The organism is Mangrovibacter phragmitis (assembly GCF_040429585.1).
Taxonomy (GTDB): domain Bacteria; phylum Pseudomonadota; class Gammaproteobacteria; order Enterobacterales; family Enterobacteriaceae; genus Mangrovibacter; species Mangrovibacter phragmitis.
In genome coordinates, this window is record NZ_CP134782.1 from 3,744,786 (window position 1) to 3,762,347 (window position 17,562).

Annotated in this window: 15 protein-coding genes; 10 read left to right on the top strand and 5 right to left on the bottom strand. The window is 50.9% G+C overall.

Annotated elements, in window-relative coordinates:
- Nucleotides 1-88 precede the first annotated feature (88 nt).
- Genes MPHASIOC01_RS18140 through MPHASIOC01_RS18155 form a run of 4 tightly spaced genes read left to right on the top strand, consistent with a single transcriptional unit; the run spans nt 89 to nt 3,464 of the window.
- Entirely contained in the window at nt 89-1,093 is a 1,005-nt protein-coding gene (locus MPHASIOC01_RS18140; protein ID WP_353614957.1) for an ABC transporter permease, read from the top strand.
- Complete coding sequence (locus tag MPHASIOC01_RS18145; protein WP_064600494.1) at nt 1,093-1,926, top strand: ABC transporter permease; 834 nt, start codon at nt 1,093-1,095, stop codon at nt 1,924-1,926. Before MPHASIOC01_RS18140 ends, MPHASIOC01_RS18145 begins: the two co-directional genes overlap by 1 nt.
- A complete protein-coding gene (locus MPHASIOC01_RS18150; RefSeq protein ID WP_064600496.1) occupies nt 1,919-2,755 on the top strand; it encodes an ABC transporter ATP-binding protein in 837 nt (278 codons plus the stop codon). Before MPHASIOC01_RS18145 ends, MPHASIOC01_RS18150 begins: the two co-directional genes overlap by 8 nt.
- Nucleotides 2,742-3,464, top strand: a complete 723-nt coding sequence (locus MPHASIOC01_RS18155; RefSeq protein WP_064600498.1) for an ABC transporter ATP-binding protein — start codon at nt 2,742-2,744, stop codon at nt 3,462-3,464. Before MPHASIOC01_RS18150 ends, MPHASIOC01_RS18155 begins: the two co-directional genes overlap by 14 nt.
- On the opposite strand, the gene MPHASIOC01_RS18160 is transcribed toward MPHASIOC01_RS18155, so the two are convergent.
- Nucleotides 3,385-4,353 (bottom strand): diguanylate cyclase, encoded by a 969-nt coding sequence (locus MPHASIOC01_RS18160; RefSeq protein WP_353613039.1) that lies wholly within the window; start codon nt 4,351-4,353, stop codon nt 3,385-3,387. The genes MPHASIOC01_RS18155 and MPHASIOC01_RS18160 overlap by 80 nt on opposite strands.
- A gap of 463 nt (nt 4,354-4,816) precedes the next feature.
- Between MPHASIOC01_RS18160 and ygjG the strand changes: the two genes are divergently transcribed.
- Both ygjG and MPHASIOC01_RS18170 read left to right on the top strand, forming a co-directional pair.
- Nucleotides 4,817-6,208, top strand: coding sequence for a putrescine aminotransferase (ygjG, locus tag MPHASIOC01_RS18165; RefSeq protein ID WP_353613040.1), 1,392 nt, complete (start codon nt 4,817-4,819; stop codon nt 6,206-6,208).
- Between the two features lie 151 nt (nt 6,209-6,359).
- The gene (locus tag MPHASIOC01_RS18170; RefSeq protein WP_353613041.1) at nt 6,360-8,381 is read left to right on the top strand and encodes an NADPH-dependent 2,4-dienoyl-CoA reductase; all 2,022 of its coding nucleotides are present in this window, start codon (nt 6,360-6,362) and stop codon (nt 8,379-8,381) included.
- On the opposite strand, the gene rlmG is transcribed toward MPHASIOC01_RS18170, so the two are convergent.
- Entirely contained in the window at nt 8,382-9,515 is a 1,134-nt protein-coding gene (rlmG, locus tag MPHASIOC01_RS18175; RefSeq protein WP_353613042.1) for a 23S rRNA (guanine(1835)-N(2))-methyltransferase RlmG, read from the bottom strand.
- Between the two features lie 85 nt (nt 9,516-9,600).
- Between rlmG and MPHASIOC01_RS18180 the strand changes: the two genes are divergently transcribed.
- The 4 genes from MPHASIOC01_RS18180 to sstT all read left to right on the top strand — a co-directional run bounded on the left by MPHASIOC01_RS18180 (nt 9,601) and on the right by sstT (nt 13,911).
- Nucleotides 9,601-10,104, top strand: coding sequence for a M48 family metallopeptidase (locus MPHASIOC01_RS18180; RefSeq protein WP_353613043.1), 504 nt, complete (start codon nt 9,601-9,603; stop codon nt 10,102-10,104).
- A gap of 67 nt (nt 10,105-10,171) precedes the next feature.
- Nucleotides 10,172-11,170, top strand: coding sequence for a Gfo/Idh/MocA family protein (locus tag MPHASIOC01_RS18185; protein ID WP_064600510.1), 999 nt, complete (start codon nt 10,172-10,174; stop codon nt 11,168-11,170).
- Between the two features lie 268 nt (nt 11,171-11,438).
- Entirely contained in the window at nt 11,439-12,407 is a 969-nt protein-coding gene (locus tag MPHASIOC01_RS18190; protein ID WP_064600512.1) for a TerC family protein, read from the top strand.
- A 256-nt stretch (nt 12,408-12,663) separates the two neighbouring features.
- Nucleotides 12,664-13,911, top strand: coding sequence for a serine/threonine transporter SstT (sstT, locus tag MPHASIOC01_RS18195; RefSeq protein ID WP_064600514.1), 1,248 nt, complete (start codon nt 12,664-12,666; stop codon nt 13,909-13,911).
- 39 nt (nt 13,912-13,950) lie between these two features.
- On the opposite strand, the gene MPHASIOC01_RS18200 is transcribed toward sstT, so the two are convergent.
- The 3 genes from MPHASIOC01_RS18200 to uxaC all read right to left on the bottom strand — a co-directional run bounded on the left by MPHASIOC01_RS18200 (nt 13,951) and on the right by uxaC (nt 17,494).
- Complete coding sequence (locus tag MPHASIOC01_RS18200) at nt 13,951-14,481, bottom strand: YgjV family protein (RefSeq protein ID WP_064600516.1); 531 nt, start codon at nt 14,479-14,481, stop codon at nt 13,951-13,953.
- Nucleotides 14,482-14,575: 94 nt separating this feature from the next.
- Nucleotides 14,576-16,063, bottom strand: a complete 1,488-nt coding sequence (locus MPHASIOC01_RS18205; protein ID WP_353613044.1) for an altronate dehydratase family protein — start codon at nt 16,061-16,063, stop codon at nt 14,576-14,578.
- 18 nt (nt 16,064-16,081) lie between these two features.
- Complete coding sequence (gene uxaC / locus MPHASIOC01_RS18210) at nt 16,082-17,494, bottom strand: glucuronate isomerase (RefSeq protein ID WP_064600519.1); 1,413 nt, start codon at nt 17,492-17,494, stop codon at nt 16,082-16,084.
- Nucleotides 17,495-17,562 lie beyond the last annotated feature (68 nt).

Genomic DNA, 17,562 nt, shown 5'->3' on the forward strand with positions numbered 1-17,562 from the left:
GTTTATTCCCCTGGTTCTGTCTTACCCAAATAGAGTTTTTTTCATGTCAGCGACACCGTTCTCTCCTGGCGCGAAACGCCTGAGCCAGATGCTGGTCACCCTTGCACAAAGCGGGTTCACACTGGTCTTGACCTTACTGGGCCTGCTGGTTATTACTTTTTCACTTTCCGCCCTTTCCCCGGTGGACCCTGTGCTACAGATTGTGGGCGATCACGCCAGTGCTTCAACCTACCAGCAAGTGCGTCACCAGTTAGGTCTGGATCAGCCTTTGGTCATGCAATTCTGGCACTATTTTGTGAATCTTCTTCACGGGGATCTGGGTACCGCCAGTGCCACCGGGCAGCCTGTTTTGCAGGATTTATTATCGGCGTTTCCGGCTACGCTGGAACTGGCTACGCTGTCGCTGATTGTGGGCGCAGTGGTCGGTATCCTGTGCGGGGTATTGTGTGCCCGCTACGCGGGGTCTCTTTTTGACACCGTAATTCGTACCCTCACGTTACTGGGCAACTCCGTGCCCATTTTTTGGCTGGGGTTGCTGATGTTGTCACTGTTTTATGCCCGCCTCCAATGGAGCGCAGGCCCCGGCCGGTTAGATGATATTTACCAGTACAGCGTTGAGCCACGTACCGGCTTCGCGTTAATTGATACCTGGCTTTCAGGTGACCCGGAAGCTTTCCGCAATGCCCTGAGCCACCTGGTGTTGCCCGTCAGCCTGTTAGGGTATTACGCACTGGCAAGCATTACCCGCCTGACCCGTGCGGCCTGTTTAAGTGAGCTGGGAAAAGAATACATCACCCTTGCCCGGGCAAAAGGTGCCAGCGAAATGACTATTCTGTGGCGCCATGTACTCCCTAATATTCGCGGTACACTGCTGACCGTTCTTGCCCTGGTATGGACCAGCCAGCTTGAAGGAGCGGTTCTGACCGAAACTGTCTTTTCCTGGCCAGGTATTGGCCGTTACCTGACTACAGCCCTGTTTGCCGGAGATACCAAAGCCATTATGGGTGGCACGCTGGTTATCGGGATTTGCTTTGTCCTTATCAATAATCTGACTGACGTGCTGGTTCGCGTCACTGACCCGAGGACACACTGATGCCTGCCTCACTATTCTGGCGCCGTTTATTGCGCTCCCCTTCTGCGGTTGCCGGGCTGGTGGTTGTGGTGCTACTGGTGGCTATTGCTCTCCTTGCACCCTGGCTGGCACCGACAGACCCAAACTGGCAAAATGCCGCCGATCGCCTTGCCGCACCTGACTCACACCACTGGCTGGGTACCGACAGCTATGGGCGCGATATGCTTTCCCGCCTGCTGTATGGTGCCCGCCCGGCACTTGGTCTGGTGATGCTTGTCAGTATTATCACTCTGCCACTTGGCCTGATAGTCGGTATTGTTTCTGGCTACTATGGTGGCTGGCTGGAACGTGTACTGATGCGGATTACCGATATCGTTATGTCCATGCCACGCCTTATTCTGGCGTTTGCTTTTGTTGCCATGCTCGGGCCTGGTCTGGTTAATGGTGCACTGGCTCTGGCGCTCACCACCTGGCCGGCCTATGCCCGCCAGGCCCGCAGTGAAATACAACGCTTGCGTAACAGTGATTACCTTGCCGCCGCAGAGATGATGGGCGTGCGGGGAACACGCCTGCTGGCAGGCCATATTTTACCTTTGTGTCTGCCTTCCGCCATTGTGCGCCTGGCTCTGGATCTGGCCGGGATCATTCTGGCTGCTGCCGGGCTGGGATTTTTGGGGTTGGGTGCCCGCCCGCCTATGGCTGAATGGGGTGCCATGATAGCAGATGGTATGCAGGTGATTTTCGACCAATGGTGGATAGCCGCAGCCCCGGGGGCCATCATTCTTCTTGCCAGCCTGGCATTTAATTTACTGGGCGATGGCTTACGTGACGTTCTGGAGCCACAGCATGACTGACAAGTTTATCCATGTCGACGGGCTGAATATAGATTATCCGGGAGCTCGGGTGGTCAGTTCCCTGTCATTTTCTCTCGGCCAGGAGCGGCTGGCGCTGGTTGGAGAATCTGGCTCAGGGAAATCCATGACGGCAAGAGCGCTGATGGGGCTGGTGCGTAAACCAGGCCAGGTCAGCGCCCGGTCATTGCAAGTGCTCGGCCAGGATGCACTGACCCTCTCCCCACGCGCCTGGCAACGCCTGCGTGGTAACCAGGTCGCCATGGTATTGCAAGACCCACGTTACGCACTCAATCCGGTGCAAACGGTATTACAGCAAACGCAGGAAGCCCTGACTCTGCATCAAAAATTGCCACGTAAAACCCGCATGGAGCATATCAAAGCACTCATTGATGCGGTTGGTTTGCCTCAAACCGTGTTGTCTCGCTACCCGGCGGAATTGTCGGGCGGGATGGGGCAGCGCGTCATGATTGCCATTGCGCTGATGAACTCGCCGCGTGTGCTTATCGCGGATGAACCAACTTCTGCGCTGGATGCCCGCATGCGGGATCAGATCCTCACCCTGCTGGTTGAGCAATGTGAGCAACGAAAAATGGGAATGCTACTGATAAGCCACGATTTACCACTGGTTGCAGCACACTGCCACCGGGTGATGGTGATGTTTCAGGGTCACCTCACAGACACTATGCCTGCGGCCGAACTTCCCAATGCCACTCATCCTTACACCCGGACTCTCTGGACTTGCCGCCCCAGCGCTGAAAGCTGGGGGCATCCGCTTCCTACTCTGGATCGCAGCCAAATCTGGCAAGGAATTCCTCATGGCAATGATTAATGTTAACGAGCTTAAGGTTGTATTTCCGGTAAAAGGCGGAGTGAAAACCGCTGTGTCAGGTGCGACGTTTGCCATTGAAGAAGGTGAAACCTTTTCTTTGATTGGCGCTTCAGGCTGTGGCAAGTCGACAATTTTGCGTGTTCTGGCGGGTTTACAACGTGAATGGCAGGGTTCTGTTTCATTAATGGGGAATACGCTTGCGCCGGGGCAGGTATTTCGCGGTGATCTGCGACGTAATGTCCAAATGGTGTTCCAGGACCCGTATGCCTCGCTTCACCCAAACCATACGCTGTGGCGCACACTGTCTGAACCATTGATTATTCATGGCGAGCAAGTCAGCCGTAAACAAATTACGGCCATGCTGGAAGAGGTTGGCCTGCCTGCCAGTGCACTGGACCGTTACCCGCACCAGTTATCCGGTGGTCAACGCCAGCGTGTGGCAATTGCCAGAGCATTACTGTTGCGCCCGCGTGTTTTGTTGCTTGATGAGCCTACTTCAGCACTGGATATGTCGGTTCAGGCAGAAATTCTCAATTTGTTGAACCGGTTGAAAGCAGAACACGGTATGACTTACGTCCTGGTCAGCCATGACGCTGGCGTTATCGCCCATATGTCAGACCGCGCCGCTTTTATGGATGGTGGGAAAATTCAGCGTTTGTATTCACGCCAGGATCTGAGCCAGGGGATTCACCAGGAACCTGGTGGGTAAGCGTTATCAATTGCCCCGTTTCTGACATATAAATACAGCGGTTACGCCCGGTATTTTTCCCGTGGTACATCGCTTTATCTGCACGGCCGATGGCGTCGTGCAGTGATTCGCCTTCTTTAAGGCCGACGATGCCACCTGTCACTGTCACCGTCAGTAACTCTGCTCCCAGTTCAACAGGGTTACTTTCCATATGATGGCATAACCTTGCTGCACACTGGCAGGCTTCTTTACCCGATGATGCTTCAATAAGCATAATAAATTCTTCGCCACCAAAACGGTAAACAGGTTCATGCCGCCGCGCTCCACTGCAGAGAATATCTGCCACCCGGCGTAATACCTCATCACCGGCATTATGCCCCCAGCAGTCATTAATCGATTTAAACCTGTCGATATCCATTAATAAGACAAATATTCTTTTTCCGGCTCGCTGATTTCGGGCCTGCATTAATGCGAATTTGCTGTAAAGTAAATGCCTCAATGGAAGGCCGGTAAGCGTGTCCATATGGTTACGGCTTTCAAACAAATATTCTTTATATTTATCGATACTATTGATAAACAATTGCTGGGCATGATGGTAATTAGTTAATATTATCGGGCTGACAGCTTTATTAATTATTGCCTGCGTTAAGTCTCGCGCTCTGTCATGCATAATCACATGAGCAGAATAAATATGTGATACCAGCTCAGCACCTGGCTGGCCTTCTTCCAGATTACAGTTGATCCACTGGCTGAACTGGCAACGCTGGTGAGCTAGCGGGTGCAAAATGGCCTCATCGGTTTTTCCACCTAACAAAGCCAGTTCGAGCAGTTTTCCCGCCCACTCATAATGGTTTTTTATCGCCTGATTTAACACAATTAAATCATTATCTATATTAAGAATCATCTGCATAGGGCTTTCCTTGAATTTACCGATGCCGGTCCTGGGCAAAAAACAGCGTAAAGATACACCAATTATTTCCTCTCTCGATGAGACTTTGTAATAAAATAACATTCATTACAAAAATTGATACTAACTGAAGCTTAATAACTCTCAGCCACAGATGTCCATCACACAATTTATTGATAATCATCAAATTACATACTTTACTCAGTTTTCGCACCAAAGCAGAGCAAAGCGCCCCATAACGGTGAAAAAAACACAGCAGACAAACTTTTTGCCACTTTTTATTTTATAGATACCGTTTGTAACACAGCATTAACACCAGGCGATGCCATAGGCACAACGATTAAAATCCATCCTTTCTAAGTTTATCAGTTCAAAATCGTGATTTTCACGACTGCCGACGATATGGCGTAAACCCTGCAATACTTAATTCAGTATCGTGTGATACGCCGCACCAAAGGAGCACATTTTGAACAGGTTACCTTCCAGCGCGTCGGCACTCGCTTGCTCAGCGCACGCACTGAACATCATTGAAAAAACCACCCTCGATCACGAGGAAATGAAAGCACTTAACCGAGAGGTAAGAGAATACTTTAAAGAGCATGTCAACCCTGGTTTTCTGGAGTATCGCAAATCAGTTACAGCCGGCGGGGATTACGGGGCCGTAGAATGGCAGGCGGGAAGTTTGAATACGCTTGTCGACACCCAGGGACAGGAATTTATTGACTGTCTTGGTGGGTTCGGAATCTTTAATGTAGGGCACCGTAATCCAGTCGTTGTTTCCGCCGTTGAGCAACAGCTCGCAAAACAGCCACTGCACAGCCAGGAATTGCTTGACCCCCTGCGTGCATTACTGGCAAAAACCCTTGCTGCACTGACCCCCGGAAAACTCAAATACAGCTTTTTCTCCAATAGTGGAACGGAATCCGTTGAAGCCGCACTGAAGCTGGCAAAAGCGTATCAGGGGAAACGAGGTAAATATACGTTTGTGGCAACCAGTGGCGCTTTCCATGGCAAGTCACTGGGTGCGTTGTCCGCCACAGCAAAATCCACTTTCCGTAAGCCCTTTATGCCATTAGTACCGGGTTTCCGCCATGTACCCTTTGGTGACATTGACGCCATGCGTACCTTACTGAGCGAATGCCAGAAAACCGGCGACGATGTTGCCGCCGTGATTCTGGAGCCTGTTCAGGGCGAAGGCGGCGTTATTCTGCCACCTGAAGGTTATTTGAGCGCAGTGCGTAAGCTGTGTGATGAATTCGGTGCCCTGATGATTCTGGATGAAGTGCAAACGGGTATGGGCCGGACAGGTAAAATGTTTGCCTGCGAGCACGAAAATGTGCAGCCTGATATTTTATGCCTTGCCAAAGCGCTTGGCGGTGGGGTGATGCCGATTGGGGCAACTGTTGCCACGGAAGAAGTGTTCTCTGTACTGTTTGAAAACCCCTTCCTGCATACCACTACTTTTGGTGGCAACCCGTTGGCCTGTGCCGCGGCGTTAGCAACCATTAATGTGCTGCTGGAAGAAAACCTGCCTCGTCAGTCTGCTGAAAAAGGTGCGCTATTACTGGAAGGCTTCCAGGCACTGGCAGCAGATTACCCGGAGCTCATCACTGAGGTCCGTGGTAAAGGGATGTTGATGGCCATTGAGTTTACCCATAACGATATTGGCTATAACTTCGCCAGTGAAATGTTCCGCCAGCACATTCTGGTCGCCGGTACGCTTAACAATGCGAAAACCATTCGTATTGAACCGCCACTGACGCTGGAATTGTCTCAGTGTGAACAAGTGCTCAAGGCCGCGAAAGTGGCACTGGAGCAGTTGTCGGAGTTACAAGAGCCAGAAGACGACGCAGCGTAATATGCCTCCGGGCACACACATGATGTGCCCGGACCTTCCTTTTTCTGCCAGTTATTTGAATCCCATCACAATCGTTTTACCTGATACTGTCCATCAGGCATTTGCCAGCTAAATTAATAACTCATCCGACCACATAACAAAAACGGAAAAAATGATGAGCTATCCATCGCTGCTGTCCCCCCTTAATTTAGGTTTCACTACCCTGAAAAACCGGGTACTTATGGGGTCAATGCATACGGGGCTGGAAGAACACCCCAATGGCCCTGAGCGCCTGGCCGCTTTTTATGCTGAGCGGGCAAAGCACGGCGTAGCTCTGATTGTGACAGGCGGTGTTGCCCCCAGCCCTTCCGGAGTTGCGATGGCACAAGGTGCGACACTGGATACAGAGCAGCATCTTCGGGCGCACCAGGTCATTACTGATGCGGTCCACCAGCAAGGCGGGAAAATTGCCTTACAAATCCTGCATACCGGTCGCTATAGCTACCAGCCACACCCGGTGGCCCCTTCTGCTATTCAGGCTCCCATTAACCGTTTCAAACCTCATGCGTTAACCCACGAAGAAATTCTGGTACTGATTGATGATTTTGCGCGCTGCGCCATGCTGGCACAAAAAGCGGGCTACGACGGCGTGGAAATCATGGGTTCTGAAGGATATTTAATTAACGAGTTTCTCGCGGCACGCACTAATCAGCGTGATGATGAATGGGGAGGTGACTGGCGACGCCGCATGCGTTTTGCAACAGAAATCGTGTCTGCCGTTCGCAAGGCGGCGGGTGAGCAATTTATTATTATCTACCGTTTATCGATGCTCGATCTGGTGGAAGGCGGCAGCACTTTTACTGAAACCAGCATGCTTGCACGCGCCATTGAACAGGCAGGCGCAACGCTGATAAACACCGGCATTGGCTGGCATGAAGCACGTATTCCCACGATTGCCACATCGGTTCCTCGCGCAGCTTTCAGTTGGGTGACGCGCAAACTCAAAGGCGAAGTCGCCATTCCATTGATAACCACCAACCGTATCAACGACCCGGATGTTGCGGAAGCAATTATACGTGACGGTGATGCAGATATGGTTTCCATGGCACGCCCATTCCTCGCTGATGCCGAGTTTATTTCAAAAGCTGAAAGCGGGCGTAGCGACGAAATCAATACTTGTATAGCCTGCAACCAGGCCTGTCTGGACCAAATCTTTATGGGAAAAATCACCTCCTGCCTGGTCAACCCACGGGCCTGCCATGAAACCGAGTTGCCCCTGCGCCCGGCAGCCGGAAAGCGCCGGTTGGCGGTAGTCGGTGCTGGCCCTGCAGGCCTGGCTTTTGCAGTCAATGCCGCCATGCGAGGCCACCACGTTACCTTGTTTGACCAGGCCAGTACGATTGGCGGGCAGTTCAATATTGCAAAAGAGATCCCCGGCAAAGAGGAGTTCAGGGAGACGTTACGTTACTACCAGCGCATGCTGGAACTGCACCATGTCGATGTACGCCTTGGCGAGCGGGTAGCACCAGAGCAGTTAACCGAATGGCAAGAGGTGGTTCTGGCAACCGGTGTTGTACCGCGCACGCCAGACATCGAGGGCATTCATCACCCCAGTGTGCTGAGCTACCTTGAAGTACTGCGCGATAAGCACGCCGTTGGCAAGCGTGTGGCAATTATTGGTTGCGGCGGTATTGGCTTTGATACCGCCATGTACTTAAGCCAGAACGGCGCGTCCACCAGCCTTGATGTGGCACGTTTTTGCCAAGAGTGGGGTATCGATACCTCACTCCGACATGCTGGAGGCCTGATCCCGGGGGGAGCTCATAAGCCAGACAACCCACGTGAAATCATTATGCTGCAACGCAAAAACAGCAAACCCGGTGAAGGTTTGGGGAAAACAACCGGCTGGATCCACAGGACCACCCTGCTACAGCGCGGCGTAACAATGCTGGCCGGTGTACAATATCTGCGTATTAACGATGCTGGCTTACATATCCGTTGTGGGGAAGAAGAGCGAATTCTGGCTGTGGATAATGTGATTATTTGTGCAGGCCAGGAGCCGCTGCGGGCATTATCCCGGCCATTAGAGGAATTGGGTAAGCAAGTTCACCTGATTGGCGGCTGTGATGTGGCAACCGAGCTTGATGCCCGCAGAGCCATAGCGCAAGGCACCCGCCTCGCGCTGAGCCTGTGATCAGTATTGTTTGCGGGTTTTTACTGCCTGTAATACAACAAATTTTTTGTTGGTTGCCAGCGTTGTGCAATTACCAAAGACACGCTTGAGTTTGGCGTAATAATCCAGGTGGCGGTTGCCGACAATGCGCAATTCGCCGCCATATTTCAGGCAACGGCGGGCATCATTAAACATCTGCCAGGCAATGTTATCGGTAATAGCATTCTGTTGATGAAACGGTGGATTACACAGTACGGCATCGAACTGATTCGCTTCCAGCCCCGCCAGCGAGTTATTTACCAGGTAAACAGAGCGATTCACATCACCGGGCAGGTTTTCCTCGACATTCAGGCGGCTGGAGGCCACAGCCATTGCGGATTCATCAATAAATGTCACCTGAGCCTGTGGGTTTTTGCTCAACAAAGACAGGCCAATCACACCGTTACCACACCCTAAATCCACCAGGCTGCCCTCCTGGTTTTCAGGCAGGTACTGCATAAAGAAACGCGCGCCAATATCCAGTGAGCTACGAGAAAAAACATTGGCATGGTTATGCATGATCCAGCCCGTTTCCGGCACAGACCAGTGTTCAGTCTGGCTGGCGGGCTGGTATGCAGGCGCAGTAAAAGTGCAGTGGATCAGGCGGGCTTTTTTCCAGGCAAGAGACGTTGTGGTTGGCCCGAGAATACGCTCAAATAATGCGAGAGTAGAGTTATGGATTTCTTTTGCTTTACCGGCAGCAATAATCCGCGTTTGCGGTGTGGCAACCTGGCGAATTTGCTCCAGTTGATGTGCCAGTAACGCTAACTGTTTGGGCACCTTAATCAGCACCAGCGCTGGTTTTTCCGGCAGGCCAGTAAGGCTGTCCTGGAATGTTACCGCATTATCGTCAAGCTCGTTATTGTGCAGGTTACGTTCCGTGGCAATTTGCGCAAGTAAGGAATCACTGGCAAAAACCGGGTGATGCTCAACCAAAGCGCAGGTTAATGCACCGAAATTATCGTTGAGAATGACCAGTGGCCCGTCGATATCCCCGCTAACCTGTTGCAGTAAATATTCATCTGCCGCATCCCACGCCTGCAGCGGGTTGATGTCGTCAGTTACAGGGAAACGTTCCAGCGCGAATACGCGCCCGGCTAACTCTACCTGGCTCATTGGTTCTCCACAGTGCTAAAATCTGCGCGTTTTATCCCTTAATTTGGCCCCAGAGTAAACCTTTTTCCTGACCCGTGGAGAGAATATGACTACACGCCCGTTTTTACAGGGTTACCCGGCATCATTGCTGGCGCAGGTGGAAACGTTAATTGCACAGGGGAAGCTTGGAAAGCTTATTGAAAAACGCTACCCGGCCCGCCACGAAATTGTGACGGATAAAGCGCTGTGGTCTTATGTTCAGGAGATGAAAAGCCAGTATTTGCGCAGTGCTCCGCCCATTAATAAGGTATTGTGGGATAACAAGATTCATGTGGTCAAACACGCGCTGGGCCTGCACACCGCTATTTCCCGGGTTCAGGGAAATAAACTCAAGGCAAAAGCAGAGATTCGGGTAGCGACATTATTTCGTGAGGCCCCGGAAGCTTTCTTACGCATGATTGTCGTCCACGAACTGGCCCACCTAAAAGAGAAAGAGCACAACAAAGCCTTTTACCAGTTGTGCTGCCATATGGCTCCCGATTACCACCAGTTAGAGTTCGATACCCGTTTATGGCTGACGCACCTTTCGCTACAAAAAACGACTTCCTGACGCGTTTTACCCACAAAAAAACGTGCTACCCTGAAATGACAACCCCTACTGGAGACAGTGCCTGTCTATGATACGCTTCGCTGTAGTTGGAACTAACTGGATAACTCGCCAGTTTGTTGATGCGGCCCACGAAAGCGGTAAATATCAACTCGTTGCCGTTTACTCACGTACCCTTGAGCAGGCCGAAGCCTTTGCCCGCGATTACCCGGTATCCCATTTGTTTACCTCTCTGGAGCAGATGGCCTGCCACGCTGAAATCGACGCCGTCTATATCGCCAGCCCAAACGCCCTGCACTTTTCCCAGACCCAGTTGTTTCTCAGCCACAAAAAACATGTTATTTGCGAGAAACCACTGGCATCCAATTTTGATGAAGCGCAGGCAGCCATTGCCTGTGCCAGAGAAAACAGGGTTGTGCTGTTTGAAGCATTCAAAACGCCAGCACTGCCTAATTTTCAGGTATTGCAAAACGCACTGCCTAAAGTGGGTAAGCTGCGTAAAGTGCTGCTCAATTATTGCCAGTATTCTTCCCGTTACCAGCGCTACCTGGATGGTGAAAATCCCAATACGTTTAACCCGGCATTTTCTAATGGATCCATTATGGATATTGGGTTCTACTGCCTGGGGTCGGCCATCGCGTTGTTCGGTGAGCCGTTTGAGGTAAAAGCGCAAGCCAGTTTGCTCGCCAGCGGCGTGGATGCCCATGGTTCGGTTATCATGAACTATGGTGATTTTGATGTGACGCTACTGCATTCTAAGGTGAGCGATTCATCACTCCCCAGTGAAATTCAGGGCGAATCAGGGTCATTGATCATAGAGAAATTGTCTGAATGCCAGGCGATTACTTTTTTGCCGCGTGGGGGTTCAGCGCAAACGCTGACCGTTCCCCAGCATATTAATACTATGCTGTATGAAGCTCTGGTGTTTGCCGACTATGTGGAACAGAACCTGGTTGAGCACCCTGACCTGGCCTGTAGCCTGGGTATTGCACGCTGGCAAACAGAAATTCGCCAGCAAACAGGTGTTGTGTTCCCGGCAGACGCTACCAGGGAACCACTTATTGCGTAAATTTAGGTAAATCACTGGTGCCGGCACCTTGTTTATCGCGGGCTGCTGACATATTTTGTTACGCGCAAAGGGGAGTAACTTCATTGCCGGCTGGTCGTCATTACGAAGCGCAAGCTTCCGGTCACCGGGCAATGTGGATGGGTTCCATAACATGGGTTCCAAAACGCATTGTAAGTGAGACCTTGCCGGAAGGCGAGGTGCACGCAATGTAGCGATACGGCTGGCGTCTTCCGACACTGGCCGTTTTTGTTTTGTAAGGAATATCTCCATGAATAGTGTTGGCACTCCCTTGCTGTGGGGCAGTTTTGCTGTTGTTGTTGCCATTATGCTGGCAATTGATCTGCTGTTGCAGGGCCGCCGTGGTGCCCATGCCATGTCAATGAAGCAAGCCGCCGTCTGGTCGGTTATCTGGGTTTCGCTTTCTCTGCTTTTCAACCTCGCCTTCTGGTGGTATCTCAGCGAAACACAGGGCCGTGCAATCGCCGACACCCAGGCACTGGCTTTTCTGACCGGTTACCTGATTGAAAAAGCACTGGCGGTGGATAACGTTTTTGTCTGGCTGATGCTGTTCAGTTATTTTGCTGTACCGGCAGCATTACAACGCAGGGTGCTTATTTATGGTGTTCTGGGGGCGATTGTCCTGAGAACTATCATGATTTTTACCGGCACCTGGCTTATTACACAGTTCTCCTGGGTGCTGTACCTGTTTGGCGCATTTCTGCTGTTCACCGGGATTAAAATGGCTGTTGCTAAAGAAGATGACAGTAGCCTGGAAAATAAACCGCTGGTGCGCTGGCTGAAAGGCCATTTACGTATGACTGATACTATTGAGAATGAACACTTTGTGGTACGTAAAAATGGTCTGCTGTTCGCCACCCCGTTGCTGCTGGTGCTGATTCTGGTAGAGCTCAGTGATGTGATTTTTGCTGTTGACAGTATCCCGGCCATTTTTGCTGTTACTACCGATCCATTTATTGTGCTCACCTCAAACTTGTTTGCCATTCTGGGGCTACGCGCCATGTATTTCCTGCTGGCAGGTGTTGCTGAACGCTTCTCTATGCTGAAGTACGGGCTGTCCGTCATTCTGGTATTCATCGGCGTGAAGATGCTTATCGTGGACTTCTTCCATATCCCGGTTGGCATTTCTCTGGGCGTAGTTGGCGCAATCCTGGCCCTGACATTGCTGTTCAATAGTTGGGTAAACTGGCGAAATGACAGACAAAACAAGATGAAATAATCATCTGGCTAAGGGGGCATTTGCCCCTTTATTATTTGGTAAAGTAGCAGGCTGAACATTTGCTGCAATTGTCACAAATTTGTTACAGCTTAGTTATTAATTCTGGATGAACTCAAAAGAATTAGAGCATATCGCTTCCACCGCGAGAGAATATCCTTATACTCACCAATGCAAACACATTGTTACATCCCGCTATAAATGTCACAAATAATACGGCAGCCGGGATGTTTCGCATCATCTCAGACAGGAAATATCAATGGCTACACACTCTTCTCCTGGCCTGTTCCAGCGTATTGCGCAGGGCAGTCTGGTTAAACAAATCCTCGTAGGTTTGATTCTGGGTATTCTGCTGGCGTGGGCATCAAAACCCGCGGCCCTGGCAGTCGGTCTGCTTGGCACATTATTTGTCGGTGCACTGAAAGCCGTTGCGCCAGTGCTGGTGCTGATGCTGGTCATGTCTTCTATTGCCAGCCATACCAAAGGGCGTAAAACCAATATTCGCCCTATTCTGGTGCTCTATTTACTGGGGACATTCAGCGCGGCATTGTGTGCGGTGGTGGTCAGTTTTGTGTTCCCTTCTACCCTGCATCTGACTGCAGCCGCCACTGACGTCACCCCGCCTTCTGGTATTGTTGAGGTATTGAAAGGCCTGCTGATGAGCATGGTGTCCAACCCCGTCGATGCTCTGCTGAAAGGCAACTACATTGGTATCCTGGTGTGGGCTGTGGGGTTAGGTTTCGCTCTGCGTCATGCAAACGAAGGAACCAAAAACCTGGTCACCGACTTCTCACATGCCGTCACGTTTATGGTGCGTGTTGTTATCCGTTTTGCGCCGCTGGGTATTTTTGGTCTGGTTTCTTCCACTCTGGCGGAAACAGGGTTCAGTACCTTGTTGGGCTACGGCCAGTTACTGGTTGCGCTAATTGGCTGTATGTTCCTGGTTGCGCTGGTAGTTAACCCGTTGCTGGTCTTTTTAAAAATTCGCCGCAACCCTTACCCTCTGGTATTTACCTGCCTGCGTGAAAGTGGTGTCACAGCGTTCTTTACCCGCAGTTCTGCGGCAAATATCCCGGTAAACATGGCACTGTGCGAGAAGCTGAACCTGGATAAAGACACCTACTCGGTATCTATCCCTCTGGGTGCAACTATCAATATGGCCGGTGCTGCGATTACTGTTACTGTGCTGACACTGGCGGCAGTCAATACTCTGGGTATTGCTGTCGATTTACCTACCGCTTTGCTGTTGAGTATTGTGGCATCGCTATGTGCCTGTGGCGCGTCTGGTGTCGCGGGTGGCTCTCTGTTGCTGATTCCGCTGGCTTGCGGGATGTTCGGTATTCAGAATGATGTCGCCATGCAGGTTGTCGCTGTTGGCTTCATTATTGGCGTACTGCAAGATTCCTGCGAAACGGCTCTGAACTCATCTACCGATGCGCTGTTCACCGCCGCAGCATGCCAGGCTGAAGATGCCCGGCTGGCCGACCGTAACCCATTACGCGGCTGATATCATTCAGACACTCCCTCCGGCCGGGCCGGGGGGAATTTAGTGTGTTTTCTCAACTAAAAATGGGTCAATCCCACGTTTCTGCATTTTCCAGAAACGAATAATTGTCACGCCATTTACGATTAAAAAACTCCCTTCTATCAGCGTACCGCCTATCGAACCCAGTAAAGCGTTGTGTGTCACCCAGCATGCTGTTGAACACCACATAACACAACGCGTAGTCAGGCCTTTGCAACGAAATAACGCCCAGGTACTGGCAACGGTCCCAATCACTGGCAGCACTTCAAACCAGTACTCAACATGGATTGAACCTGATAACAACGTCAGAGCGATAAAAATTCCCATCACCCACAAACTGCGGGTACGCAGCGTGATTAACGTTCGGATGGCATTCAATTCTGCGCTGGCACCCGCCGGGAATGCCCCCATCAGGAAAAAATGAATACCGATAACAGCACTGTATATTGAAAGCTGTATCTTAAAACGCCGTTCATCACGATTGAGAAAAGTAGTTATACCAATCAAAAACGCAATGACCCCGATGCCCTGAGCAAGCCAGTATGCTGACATGGGAAACCCTTAACAGTAGAAAAAGATAATGCCAAAAAAGAAACGGCGCATCACCAAGTGAAACGCCGTTTTATTTTACGCCAGTGCTGGCATTTTACAATGTGACACCACTCTTGAAGATAGCCAGTTCGCGGAAATCATTTTTCTCATTGCAGGTTTGTTTGCCGTCGGCGATATCCACAATAAGGTCAATGAATTTTTCCAGTAATTGTGGCATCAGAGTGCCATGCAACAACTGACCCGCATCGAAATCGATCCAGTGCGGTTTTTTCGCCGCCAGTTCACTGTTTGTGGCAATCTTAACAGTGGGCACAAACCCGCCATAAGGCGTGCCACGCCCGGTACTGAACAGCACCATATGGCAACCCGCACCAGCCAGCGCACTGGTCGCAACGGCATCGTTGCCGGGTGCGCTTAACAGGTTAACCCCGTGTTTTTTCAGGCGCTCACCATAACGCAGCACATCCACAACCTGGCTGGAGCCCGCTTTCTGCGTGCATCCCAGAGACTTCTCTTCCAGGGTTGTAATTCCACCAGCTTTGTTGCCTGGTGATGGGTTTTCGTAAATAGGCTGGTTATGGGCAATGAAATATTGTTTGAAATCATTCACCATAGTGACTGTTTTTTCAAACGTACTTTCATCACGGCAATGGCTCATCAGAATACGTTCCGCACCAAACATTTCTGGCACTTCCGTTAATACTGTTGTGCCTCCATTGGCAACCATAAAATCAGAGAAACGCCCAAGCATCGGGTTAGCAGTAATACCGGACAACCCGTCAGAACCACCACATTCAAGGCCAAACTTCAGTTCACTGAGTTTACCTGGCTGGCGTTTATCATGACGCATCGCTTCATATAACGCCTGGATGTGTTCAACCCCGGCTTCCACTTCATCGTCTTGCTGCTGGCAAATCATAAAGTGAACGCGATCTTCATCAAACTCGCCCAGGGTTTCACGAAAGGCGCTAACCTGGTTGTTTTCACACCCCAGACCAATCACCAGTACTGCCCCGGCATTAGGGTGGCGAACCATGTTTTGCAGCATAGTACGCGTATTGATGTGATCGTCGCCCAACTGGGAACAACCGTAGTTGTGGCCGAACAGGAAAACACCGTCAATATCAGAGGCGTCATCATTTTCTTTCAGAAAACGCTGCTGAATTTGGCGGGCGATCCCGTTAACACACCCAACGGTAGGCAGGATCCATAATTCGTTACGCACACCCACCTCGCCATTGGAGCGGCGGTAGATCTGAACATCGCGATCCCCCGCCTGCACCATGACATTCAGTGCTTCAGGTTGATAGCTGTACTCGTCCAAATCGCTCAGATTGGTACGCATATTATGCGAGTGAAGGTACTCACCAGGCCGGATATCAACCAGTGCATGACCGATAGGCAGACCATACTTAACAACGTTCTCACCCTTCGCGATTGCCCGGATGGCGAACTTGTGCCCACGCGCAACAGGTTGAAGCAGAGTAATGTCCTGCCCATCGACATTGACGATGGCCCCTTCGGCCTGGTCCACTAGCGCAACAGCGACATTATCTTGCGAATGGATCTTAATGTATTGCATATCAACCTCAGTTGAGACTTAGTTCAGCTCAATAGCAAAATAATCACGCGCATTGTTAAAGCAGATGTTTTTCACCATCTGGCCTAACAACTCGATATCTGCAGGTGCTTCACCCGCTTCAACCCAACGGCCAATCATCTGGCACAGGATGCGACGGAAATATTCATGACGGGTGTATGACAGGAAACTACGGCTGTCGGTCAGCATGCCAACAAAACGGCTTAACAGGCCCAACTGCGCCAGTTGAGTCATCTGACGTTCCATACCGTCTTTCTGGTCGTTAAACCACCAGCCGGAGCCAAACTGCATTTTCCCGGCGATACCTTCGCCCTGATAGTTACCAATCATGGTACCCAGGACTTCGTTATCACGCGGGTTCAGGCAGTAAAGGATAGTTTTCGGCAGTTGATTATTTTCGTTCTGTTTATCCAACAGACGCGCAAGCTCTTCCGCCAGCGGGCGGTCATTGATGGAATCGAAACCAACATCCGGCCCCAGCAGCTTAAACTGACGGGTGTTGTTGTTGCGCAGTGCACCGATGTGGTATTGCTGAACCCAGCCACGACGGGCATATTCCGCGCCCAACCAAACCAGTACTGCGGTTTTGAACTGAGCAACTTCCAGCGCAGACGGAGTAGCTCCAGCCAGGCGGCGCGCGAGAATGCTATCCAGTGTTGCTTCATCAGCATCGGCATACATTACGACATCCAGCGCATGGTCAGACACTTTACAACCGTGGGCTTCGAAGTGATCCAGGCGTTTTTTCAGCGCAGTTTGCAGATCGCTGAAACGGCGAATATCGGTGTCAGAAACTTCCGCCAGTTTGCCGATGTAATCAACAAAAGTGGCCAGTTCAATGTTAAATGCTTTGTCCGGACGCCAGCTTGGCAACACTTTGATGTCAAAACTGGTATCAGCCGCAATAGCACTGTGGTGATTCAGGGCATCGATCGGGTCATCAGTTGTCCCAACCATTTTCACGTTCATCTGCTTCATGATACCGCGAGCAGAGAAGGTGTCTTCAGCAAGCAGCGCATTACACTGCTCCCAAATTTCATCTGCTGTTTTCGGTGACAGCAATTTACCTGTAATACCAAACGGGCGACGTAATTCCAGGTGCGTCCAGTGGTAAAGCGGGTTACCAATGGTGTGCGGCACGGTTTCCGCCCAGGCGTTGAATTTTTCGCGGTCAGTCGCATCACCGGTGCACAGACGCTCAGCAACACCATTAGAGCGCATAGCACGCCATTTGTAGTGATCGCCTTTCAACCAGATGTCATACAAGTTTTTAAAACGATAGTTTTCTGCGACTTGCTGCGGGGGAAGGTGGCAGTGGAAGTCAAAAATTGGCTCATCCGCTGCGTAGTCGTGGTACAAGCGACGGGCAAATTCAGTATCAAGCAGAAAGTCTTCAGTCATAAACCGAGTCATTATCGTTATTCCTCTGGACACGTTATCGGATATCTAATCAGTATGACTACAAAGTTATCACACCAATT

Excerpts from the sequence above, each read along its gene's own strand:
- MPHASIOC01_RS18160 (WP_353613039.1), bottom strand. The coding sequence starts at position 4,353 with ATGCAGATGATTCTTAATATAGATAATGATTTAATTGTGTTAAATCAG.
- uxaC (WP_064600519.1), bottom strand. The coding sequence starts at position 17,494 with ATGACTCGGTTTATGACTGAAGACTTTCTGCTTGATACTGAATTTGCC.
- MPHASIOC01_RS18200 (WP_064600516.1), bottom strand. The coding sequence starts at position 14,481 with ATGTCAGCATACTGGCTTGCTCAGGGCATCGGGGTCATTGCGTTTTTG.
- MPHASIOC01_RS18155 (WP_064600498.1), top strand. The coding sequence starts at position 2,742 with ATGGCAATGATTAATGTTAACGAGCTTAAGGTTGTATTTCCGGTAAAA.
- MPHASIOC01_RS18140 (WP_353614957.1), top strand. The coding sequence starts at position 89 with ATGCTGGTCACCCTTGCACAAAGCGGGTTCACACTGGTCTTGACCTTA.
- MPHASIOC01_RS18205 (WP_353613044.1), bottom strand. The coding sequence starts at position 16,063 with ATGCAATACATTAAGATCCATTCGCAAGATAATGTCGCTGTTGCGCTA.
- MPHASIOC01_RS18190 (WP_064600512.1), top strand. The coding sequence starts at position 11,439 with ATGAATAGTGTTGGCACTCCCTTGCTGTGGGGCAGTTTTGCTGTTGTT.
- MPHASIOC01_RS18150 (WP_064600496.1), top strand. The coding sequence starts at position 1,919 with ATGACTGACAAGTTTATCCATGTCGACGGGCTGAATATAGATTATCCG.
- sstT (WP_064600514.1), top strand. The coding sequence starts at position 12,664 with ATGGCTACACACTCTTCTCCTGGCCTGTTCCAGCGTATTGCGCAGGGC.
- MPHASIOC01_RS18170 (WP_353613041.1), top strand. The coding sequence starts at position 6,360 with ATGATGAGCTATCCATCGCTGCTGTCCCCCCTTAATTTAGGTTTCACT.
- rlmG (WP_353613042.1), bottom strand. The coding sequence starts at position 9,515 with ATGAGCCAGGTAGAGTTAGCCGGGCGCGTATTCGCGCTGGAACGTTTC.
- MPHASIOC01_RS18185 (WP_064600510.1), top strand. The coding sequence starts at position 10,172 with ATGATACGCTTCGCTGTAGTTGGAACTAACTGGATAACTCGCCAGTTT.
- MPHASIOC01_RS18180 (WP_353613043.1), top strand. The coding sequence starts at position 9,601 with ATGACTACACGCCCGTTTTTACAGGGTTACCCGGCATCATTGCTGGCG.
- MPHASIOC01_RS18145 (WP_064600494.1), top strand. The coding sequence starts at position 1,093 with ATGCCTGCCTCACTATTCTGGCGCCGTTTATTGCGCTCCCCTTCTGCG.